The 9,282-nt window shown below is 75.1% G+C and carries 7 protein-coding genes; all 7 read left to right on the forward strand.

What is annotated here, in order from left to right; genetic code table 11:
• Positions 1 to 318: 318 nt before the first annotated feature.
• The 7 genes from ABZ497_RS35910 to ABZ497_RS35940 all read left to right on the forward strand — a co-directional run bounded on the left by ABZ497_RS35910 (position 319) and on the right by ABZ497_RS35940 (position 8,914).
• The gene (locus ABZ497_RS35910) at positions 319 to 1,728 is read left to right on the forward strand and encodes a histidine kinase (protein ID WP_359812123.1); all 1,410 of its coding nucleotides are present in this window, start codon (positions 319 to 321) and stop codon (positions 1,726 to 1,728) included.
• Positions 1,680 to 2,345 (forward strand): response regulator transcription factor, encoded by a 666-nt coding sequence (locus tag ABZ497_RS35915; RefSeq protein WP_329487739.1) that lies wholly within the window; start codon positions 1,680 to 1,682, stop codon positions 2,343 to 2,345. The genes ABZ497_RS35910 and ABZ497_RS35915 overlap by 49 nt, the downstream gene beginning before the upstream one ends.
• Positions 2,346 to 2,588: 243 nt before the next feature.
• Positions 2,589 to 4,175: a DUF2637 domain-containing protein gene (locus ABZ497_RS35920; RefSeq protein ID WP_359812127.1), complete on the forward strand. Its 1,587-nt coding sequence runs from the start codon at positions 2,589 to 2,591 to the stop codon at positions 4,173 to 4,175.
• A 135-nt stretch (positions 4,176 to 4,310) separates the two neighbouring features.
• On the forward strand, positions 4,311 to 5,600 hold the full coding sequence (locus tag ABZ497_RS35925) for an aldolase (protein ID WP_359812129.1): 1,290 nt from the start codon (positions 4,311 to 4,313) through the stop codon (positions 5,598 to 5,600).
• A gap of 189 nt (positions 5,601 to 5,789) precedes the next feature.
• The gene (locus tag ABZ497_RS35930) at positions 5,790 to 6,446 is read left to right on the forward strand and encodes a YigZ family protein (protein WP_329487736.1); all 657 of its coding nucleotides are present in this window, start codon (positions 5,790 to 5,792) and stop codon (positions 6,444 to 6,446) included.
• Positions 6,447 to 6,607: 161 nt separating this feature from the next.
• Positions 6,608 to 6,922, forward strand: a complete 315-nt coding sequence (locus ABZ497_RS35935) for a cupin domain-containing protein (protein ID WP_359812132.1) — start codon at positions 6,608 to 6,610, stop codon at positions 6,920 to 6,922.
• A 198-nt stretch (positions 6,923 to 7,120) separates the two neighbouring features.
• Positions 7,121 to 8,914, forward strand: coding sequence for a hypothetical protein (locus tag ABZ497_RS35940; RefSeq protein WP_359812135.1), 1,794 nt, complete (start codon positions 7,121 to 7,123; stop codon positions 8,912 to 8,914).
• Positions 8,915 to 9,282: the final 368 nt, after the last annotated feature.

A 9,282-nucleotide genomic window follows, 5' to 3' on the forward strand; every position in this document is an offset into this window, starting at 1 on the left:
GAAGCTAAGCCTCACAGCGCCGATGGTACTGCAGGGGGGACCCTGTGGGAGAGTAGGACGCCGCCGAACAATCATTCCAAAGAACCCCCCGATCCGTACGGATCGGGGGGTTCTTTGCGTTTCCAGGGGCATTCTCCGGCGGCATTCGCGGTGGGTGGCTGCGTTCGTCGGGGGGATCTCCCGGCCGGGCGGGACGGAGTGCCGCTCCGGGGTGGTGCTAGGTCCACCCCGGAATCGGGGTGCGACAGCCAGTGCCCCGCCCCTTGCCACCCGGCGACACTGGGTGGACGACGACCGGTACCGGCCCCAGGAGCATCCGTGACAGCAGCGAACCGAACGAGCGGCGCGGGCGTACGCGCTCAGACGGAGGCGGCCTTCCTGGCGGGCGGCCGCGGTCTGGTGCGGCTGGCGCTGGTGGCGCTGGGGGCGGTACCCACCGTCGCCCTGCCGATCCTGGCGGCGTCCTTCGCCGGTGCTGCGGTGAACTCGATGCTGGACCCCTATGAGCTGGGCACCGTGTTCACCCTGCTCGCGGCGGGCCTCGCGGGCGCGGCCACCGCCGGCCTGCTGGTGCGCCGGGTCGCGAACCGGACGCGCGGTCAACTCGCCCGCTGGTACGGGATCCGGCTGCCGGTCGAGTACGACCCCCGGCCGGCGCTGGAGCGGGACGAGCGCGGCCACTGGTGGACGGGGTACTCGTACCACCGCTCCCACGGCGTCGCGAAGCTCGCCCACCTGCTGCACTGGGCCGCCCGGGACCGGGCCACCCGGTCGGAGATCGCCTGGTTGGTGATCAGCCCGGCGGCCGCGGCCGCACTCGCCCTGCCGGTGGCCGGTCTGCTGGTGGGCGGGGCGGGCTACGCGGCGACCGCTCCGGTGGAATACCGGGAGTACGGGCCGATCGATCCGGCCGGCGCCTCCCCGCTGGTCTCGGTCGTCCTGGGGCTGCTGCTGATGGCGCTCGGCGTCGTGCTGGCGCCGTACGCGGTGCGGGGCTACGTGGAACTGGCCCGGCGGGTGCTGGACCAGGACGGCCGCGCCTCGCACGCCCAGCTGACCAAGCGGGTCGCCCAGCTGACGGAGACCCGGGCGGACGCGGCCGGCAACCAGGCGGCGGAACTGCGCCGGATCGAGCGGGACCTGCACGACGGCGCCCAGGCACGGCTGGTCGCGATCGGGATGACCCTCGGCACGATCGAACACCTGCTGGAGACCGACCCGGTGGCCGCCCGCGAACTCCTCTCCGAGGCCCGGCAGTCCTCGGCCCGGGCGCTCCAGGAGCTGCGCGACCTCGTGCGCGGCATCCACCCGCCGGTCCTCGCCGAGCGCGGACTGGGCGACGCGGTGCAGTTGCTGGCGCTGGACAGCGCCCTGCCGACCGAGGTGTGCGTGAGCCTCCCGGACCGGCTGCCGGCGCCGGTCGAGGCCGCCGTCTACTTCAGCATCTGCGAGCTGCTGGCCAACGCGGCCAAGCACTCGGGCGCGGAGCAGGTCTGGGTGGACATCCTCTACCGGGCCGGCAACCTGCGGGTCACGGTGACGGACGACGGCGTCGGTGTGGCGGATCCCAGCCGGGGCACCGGCCTGCGCGGGATCGAGCGGCGATTGGGTACCTTCGACGGTGTCCTGGCCATCGACAGCACGTCGGGCGGTCCGACCACCATCACCTTGGAGCTGCCGTGCGAGTTGTCCTCGCCGAGGACCTCTACCTCCTTCGCGAAGGCCTGATCCGGCTGCTGGAAGCGCACGGCTTCACCATCGCGGCGGCGGTCGAGACCGGCCCCGAACTGCTGGACGCGCTGCTGACGCACCGGCCGGACGTCGCCGTGGTCGACGTCCGGCTGCCGCCGACGCTGACCGACGAGGGCCTGCAGGCCGCGCTCCAGGCGCGCCGGGAGATCCCTGGCCTGCCGGTGCTGGTGGTCTCGCAGCACGTGCAGCAGCTGTACGCGCGGGAGCTGCTGGCGGACGGCACCGGTGGTGTCGGCTACCTGCTGAAGGACCGGGTCTTCAACGCGGACCAGTTCATCGACGCGGTCCGCCGGGTGGCGGCCGGCGGCACCGCGATGGACCCGGACGTGATCGCCAAGCTGGTACAGCGCACCTCCCGCCGGCCGGGCGCGCTCCACCACCTCTCACCGCGCGAGCGGGAGGTGCTGGAGCTGATGGCGGAGGGCTGCTCCAACTCGGCGATCGCGGCCCGGCTGGTGGTGAGCGACGGCGCGGTGGCGAAGCACATCGCCAACATCTTCACCAAGCTCGGTCTGGCCCCCGCCGACGACGCCAACCGCCGGGTCCAGGCCGTCCTCGCCTATCTCAACGGGACGGCGGGGCGACCGGCCTGACGCCCCGCCCGGCCGGTCGGCACCCGATCGGCACGCGGCCGACACCCGGTCGACACGGGGCCCGCGCCCGGTGTCCGCCGGGGCCGGTTCCACCCCGGGCTGCGAGGAAGCTGAAACAGCTGTACGAGTAAACTCCGGTGGGCCGAGCCCGGCGGCTGCTCGGTCGTCCGGCGCCCCGACCACCGGGAACCGGCGCCGAGGCAGCGCACGGCCGCAGCCGACACCCAGGGGTTGATAGACGTTATGGCACGCCCTCCGCTCACCAAGGCTCACCGCAGCCTGCTCGGGCTGGTCGCCGCCGGGGCCTGCCTGATCTCGGGCATCGGCTTCGCGGGTTCGTACAACGCGGTGCGGGAGCTGGCGTCCGAGAAGGGCTTCGGCGCCTTCTCCTACGCCTTCCCGATCGGTGTCGACGCCGGCATCGTCGTGCTGCTCGCGCTGGACCTCGTCCTGACCTGGCTCCGCATACCCTTCCCGCTGCTGCGGCAGACCGCCTGGCTGCTGACCGTCGCCACCATCGCGTTCAACGCGGCCGCCTCCTGGGGCGACCCGCTCGGGATGGGCATGCACGCCGTCATCCCGGTGCTGTTCGTGGTCGTCGTCGAGGCCTCCCGGCACGCGGTCGGCCGGATCGCCGCCATCACGGCCGACCGGCACATGGAGTCGGTCCGGCTGATGCGCTGGCTGCTCTCCCCGGTGCCGACCTTCCGGCTCTGGCGGCGGATGAAGCTCTGGGAGTTGCGCTCCTACGACGAGGTCGTCCGGCTGGAGCAGAACCGGCTGGTCTACCGGGCGCAGCTGCGCTTCCGGTACGGGCGCGGCTGGCGCCGCTCGGCGCCGATCCAGGCGCTGCTGCCGTTGAAGCTGGCCAAGTACGGGGTGCCACTGGACCCGGCGCTGCTGGACCGGCTGGACGAGGAGTCCCGAACGGCCACCGAGCTCCGGGAGAGCCGGACGCCGGCCGCCGCCATCCCGGTGGCCGCTGCCGCCGGCACCCAGCCGCAGGCGCAGCCGCTCGCGCAGGCGCAGCCCGCGAACGCCCGGCCGGAGAACACTCGGCCGGAGAACGCCCGGCCGGAGGGCCTTCAGGTGGAGCAGGTCCGGTCCGAGGCGGCGGTGCCCGCCGTGACGCCGGTGCCCGCCGTGGCGGCGGTGCCCGCGGAGGTGGCCGCGCCGATGCTGGCCAAGCTGGCCGCGGTGCGGCTGCGGGCCTCGCAGGAGCCGGCCGCCGAGGAGGAGCAGGCACCGCCGCAGCCCCGGGAGGAGCTGAACGTCTGGACCGAGCGCCCGGTGCGGACCACCGGGCCGCAGGGCGACGGCTCCCCGGGCGGCCGGGTGCCGGGCCAGGCCTCGCCGTGGTTCAAGCCGCCGCGGGCGTCCGCCGCCCAGTCCGAGCCGCAGCCGGTGGCGCGCCCGGCCGCCCAGGCCGTCGCGCAGTCCGAGGTCCACACGGGTCCGGACGGCGCCGGCTACGCGGACCTCCCGGTGGAGCCCGGCTACGCGCAGGACGCCGCGTACGTCCGCGAGGCCGACTACCCGCAGGAGGAGGGCTTCGCCCCGGAGCCGGACGCGGCCGAGGGCTCCGGCCGCCCGTACGACTCCGCCTCCCGCCCGGCGCCGTCGCGGCTCGACCCCGAGCTCTGCTACACGGCGCTGGTCAGCTACATCGACACCTTCGAGAAGGAGCCCAGCCCGCAGCGCCTCGCGGACTGGCTGACCAAGGAGTACGGCGTGACCGGCACCCGGCCGGACGGCTCGGTGCACCACAAGGACGTCGCCGAGCTCTTCCCCGAGCTGCGCGACCGCTACGCCGCCGCCGGGAGGGACTGACCGGCCGACCCGCCCAGGAGCCGGAGCTGCCGCCCGCCCGTCCGCCGCTCGGTCGGCCATTGACGCCCGACTCCGGCGGGGCTACCTTCGCCTCAACAAACTGTTGAAGCGCTGGTTCGGCACGGAGGAGTACGGATGTCGCAGGTCGAGGTGGACGGTACCGGTCCCGCGGGCGGAGCCTCGTTCTCCGGAGCGGCGCGTGCCGCGGTGGAGGCGCTGCTCGCCCCGGTCGACGCCGACCTGGCCCGCCGCTACCCGGGCGACTCCGGCAGCCGGCAGCCGGTCCACACCGTCTACGTCCCGGCCGACGCCTTCGGTGCCGACACCGTCCGCGACTGGGGCCGACAGGCGCTGGAGGCGTTCGACACGCACGCCGGTACCCCGGCGGCCCTGGCCGGCGCGCTCGGCGTGGCCGACGACGCGCTGCTCGCCGACGTGCACGCCCGGGTCCGCGCCAAGCTGGAGCGGGAGCCGGTCGAGGACCTGCGGATCGACTTCGAGGACGGCTACGGCCCTCGGCCCGACGCCGAGGAGGACGCGGCCGCCGTCCGGACCGCCGAGCTGATCGCGGCCGCCGTGGCGGACGGCAGCGCCCCGCCGTACATCGGCATCCGGATCAAGTGCATGGAGGCGGCCGTCCGCGACCGCGGCATCCGCACCCTGGAGCTGTTCCTGACCACCCTGCTGGCCTCCGGCGGCCTACCCGAGGGGCTGGTGCTCACGCTGCCCAAGGTGACCTACGCCGAGCAGGTCACCGCGCTGGTCCGGCTGCTGGCGGACTTCGAGCGCTCGGCGCGGCTGCCGGCCGGCCGGATCGGCTTCGAGATCCAGATCGAGACCACCCAGGCGATCCTCGGCCCCGACGGCCGGGCCACCGTCGCCCGGATGATCGAGGCCGCCGAGGGGCGGGCCACCGGTCTGCACTACGGGACCTTCGACTACAGCGCCGCCTGCGGGGTCGGCGCCGCCTACCAGAGCATGGACCACCCGGCCGCCGACCACGCCAAGGCGGTGATGCAGGTGGCTGCCGCGGGTACCGGAGTCCGGCTCTCCGACGGGTCGACCAACGTCATCCCGACCGGGTCCACCGAGCAGGTGCACGCCGCCTGGAAGCTCCACCACGACCTGGTCCGCCGCTCGTTGGCCCGTGCCTACTACCAGGGCTGGGACATGCACCCGGCGCACCTGCCGACCCGTTACGTCGCGGTGTACTCCTTCTACCGCGAGGGCCTGGCAGCCGCCGCCGCCCGGCTGGCGGCGTACGTCGCCAAGACCGGCGGCGACGTGATGGACGAGCCGGCGACCGCCCGGGCGCTCAGCGGTTACCTGCTGCGCGGGCTGGACTGCGGGGCGGTCGACCTCGCCGAGGTCCTCTCGCTCACCGGTCTGGACCGCGCCCGGCTGGACGCGCTGGCCGGCCGCTGAGCCCTCCCGGCCCCGCCCCGAGTCGTCCCTGCTCCGACCCGCCGCCGCCCCGAGTCGTCCCTGCTCGGACCCGGCGCTCTCCGGCTCGGACGGGTGACCGGACGGGCAGGGCCTAGGCTGGCGGTGGCGCCCCGGAACCACGTGGGGTCGCCGTCAGCCTTCGCCGTCTTCCGGGAGAACCGCCGCACCATGTCCGCCACGCCGGAGCCGACCCCGAGGCAGTACCTGACCATCCGGCACGCGGGCAGCCACGAGATCGAGATCAAGAAGTCCCGCTTCATCTGCCACCTCGCCCGGGTCACCGACGAGGACGAGGCGCAGGCGTTCATCGCGGGCATCCGCAAGCAGTACTGGGACGCGCGGCACAACTGCACCGCCTTCGTGGTCGGCGACGAGCAGCGGCGCGAGCGCTCCAGCGACGACGGGGAGCCCGGCGGTACGGCCGGGGTGCCGATGCTGGAGGTGCTGCGCCGGCGCGGGCTGACCGACACCGCGGCCGTGGTGACCAGGTACTTCGGCGGGATCAAGCTCGGGGCGGGCGGCCTGGTCCGGGCCTACGGGAGTGCGGTGTCGGAGGCGGTGGACGCGGTCGGGCTGCTGGAGCGGCGGCCGGTGGCGCTGCTCGCGGTCGCGGCGGACCACACCCGGGCCGGGCGGGTCGAGAACGACCTGCGGGCGGCCGGCTACACGGTGAGCGACCTCGCGTACGAGGCGGCCGGGGTGCGGATCGAGGTCGGGGTGCCGGAGCCGGAGGTGGCCGAATTCCGCACCTGGCTGGCCGAGGCGACCGGCGGTACCGCGGTGGCGGTGGCGGCGGGTCGGACGTATGTCGAGGTGCCGGTCTGAGCGGGTTCCCCGCGGCGCGGGGGTGACGCTCGGGCCGGGGTTCGCGGAGCGACCGGGCCGGGGGCCGGACAGACTTTCGGCCAGATCGGGTCCGGCCGGGTTCCCGTCCTCCCGCACCCTGCCTAGCCTGGGCGGATCGCCGACCAGGAGGCCGAGCCGAGATGTCCCTCGTCCAGACCGTCACCCTGCCCCCGGGCGCCAGTACCGGCTGGCACTACCACCCGGGCCGGGTCGACGTGGTGGTGCTGTCGGGGACGCTGACCCGGACCCTGCACGACGGCCGGGTCGAGGTCAGCCGGGCGGGCGAGTCGCTGGTCGAGGAGGCGGGGCCGGTCCACGTCCACGTCGGCCGCAACCACGGGACCGTCCCCGTGGTGCTGATCGCCGATTACGACGCCCCGGAGGGCTGCCCGCTGGCGGTGCCGGTCGCCGAACCGGAGTGGAGCCGCAGCGGCGCGGGCCGCGCGGAGGGCTGAGACCGGCCGCAGCAGCAGCCGGTCCGGTCCGGCGGTCGGCTTGAGCAGATTCACTCGAACGTATTGACGTGGCCCGGAGTTGGAACTTCCGCTCCGGGCTGTGGCGTTTCCTGGGCAAGGATCCGGCAAGAACCGGACGAACACACCCCCATCGATGGAGGACGACAGACCCCACCACCGCACCACGGAGGTATGCGCATGACCTCAGACCGTTCCTCGTCGCCCGCCCGCGCCGGTCTGCCCGGCCCCAGGGGCCTCGCGACGCCCTATCGGATGACCGTCACCACCGCGCTCCCGCACGCCGACGCCGTGGCCCTGGCGGACCAGCGCCTCGCCGCCTGGCTGAAACACGAAGGCTGTGAGGAGCCCCCGCCGGCCGCCCACCGGTCCGTCGCCGCCGAGGCCGCCGAAGTCCCCGCCGAACGCCTGCGCCTGGGCGACCGGGTCCTGCTCGACCGCGACGGCGGCCCCCTGCGGGGCGGCCCGGGGGCCGGGCGCTACGACCGCCGCCGGCTGCGCACCCCGGCCCCGCACGGCACCCACCAACTCACGCTGACCACGGCGACCGGCTCCGACGGCCGCACCTGGGTCCGGCTGGAGGCCGAGACGCACACCACCGGCACCGGGGTACGGACGCCGTGCCGGGTGCCGGTGCCCGAACTCGCCAGCAGTCTGCTGCCGCTGCTGGACGCCACCGACGGCCCGGCCGCCGTCCAGTCGGCGCCGAGGGTGCTGACCGCCGCCGAGGTCGACGGCTTGATCGACGCACTCTGCGATCCGGAGCGCCGGCTGCCCGTCGTGGTGGCGAGCGTCCCGGTCAACCACGACCTCGACAGCTGGGTGGAGGACGTCGTCCGCCCGCTCTGCCGCCAACTCCCCGGCCTCGCCACGGCCTACGTCCTGGATCCGGGCGCCCGTACCGAGTTCAACGTCGCACTGGAGTACCACACCGTCTACGGCGGGGCGGTGCGCACCTATCAGCCCGAGGTCGATCCGGCCTCCCGGGCGGACGGTGCGCGGCATCCGGTGCTGGCCCGCCACCGGATCGAGGAGGACCTGCGCCGGGCGGCCGGGCTGCTGGCCCGCGAACCGCGCCGGCTCGCCGCCGAGCTGCCGCTGCCGGCACCGCTGGCCGCCGTCCCGGTGCTGCGGGTGCCCGTGACCGCGGCCCGTCCGGGCACCGGCCCGGAGGACGCCACCGCCCGGGCCGAGCGGGCGGCGCTCGCCCACGAGGAGCAGCAGGACCACGCCGAGCAGCAGGCGAGGGCCGACGAGCTGGAGCGGGTGCGGCACAGCCTGCGCCGGGAGCGCCGCCGGGGCCGCCGGGTGCCGTCGGCGGCCGACGAGCCGCCGGGCGGGTCGGTCACCGGGCCGCGCCGGGGCGTCCAGTCCCGCGGGCCGGCCGGTCGGCTCTGCGTCGGCCCGGGTTCGGCGGGGCGCCGCCCGGCCGCGCCCGGCGCGGGCAGCAGACCGGGCTCACCGGGCGCTCCCGGGTTCCGGGCGGTACCGGACAGCTTCACCGAACTGATGGCCCGGTTGGACGAGTTCCCGCTGCTCACCTTCACCGGGGACCAGAAGAGCGCGCTCGCCCTGGACGACCTGCGGTGCGCCGGGGCCGGCTGGGCCCGGCTCACCTGGGGCGGTCTGACGTCCCTGCAGGAGTACGCCGAGGCGGCGGTGCGCGGCGAGGCGGGCGGCGACTTCAAGCAGTGGTGCGAGCACACCCCGGCCGGCCGCCACCGCTTCCCGCCCCGCAAGGCGGTGCGCGGGGAGTCACGGACGGTCTTCAGCCACACCAAGTGGAAGCGCGAGCGGATACTTCCGGTACCGGAGTGCGTGGACGCCTCCCGGCGGGCGTTCATGGGCGCGCACCTGCGGATCGGCGGTGGGCGGACGGCCCCGCGGCTGCACTACCTCGACGACTGTTCGGGCAGTGGCCGGATCTATGTCGGCTACATCGGCCTGCACCTGACCAACACCCGGACCAACTGAGAGGCTTGGCTGACCGGTGCGCCCGTTCGGTGGACAATGTCCGGCAGGGGCGGCCCGTAGGCTCGCCGGCCGCCCCGGGCAGGCGCCGGACGAGCATGGGGGAACCGCGACCGATGCAGCACTCAGCAGACGGCCAGCCCGACGGCGCCGTGATGGCCCCCCAACCCGGCTTCCTGGCCTCGGTCTTCCGTGACCTCGGCGTCAGCGGCCCGGACGGTCCGGACGGATCCGACGGATCGTCCGGGCCTGACGGGCCTGATGGTCCGTTCGGGCCCGACGGGCCGCCCGGTCGGGGGGGGCCCGCCCCCCGCGGGGGCGCGCGGGGTTGCGGGCCCGTCCGCGGCTTCCCCCCCGCGGGGGGCGCCGGG

Source organism: Kitasatospora sp. NPDC005751 (assembly GCF_040630835.1).
In the GTDB taxonomy this organism is placed as follows: domain Bacteria; phylum Actinomycetota; class Actinomycetes; order Streptomycetales; family Streptomycetaceae; genus Kitasatospora.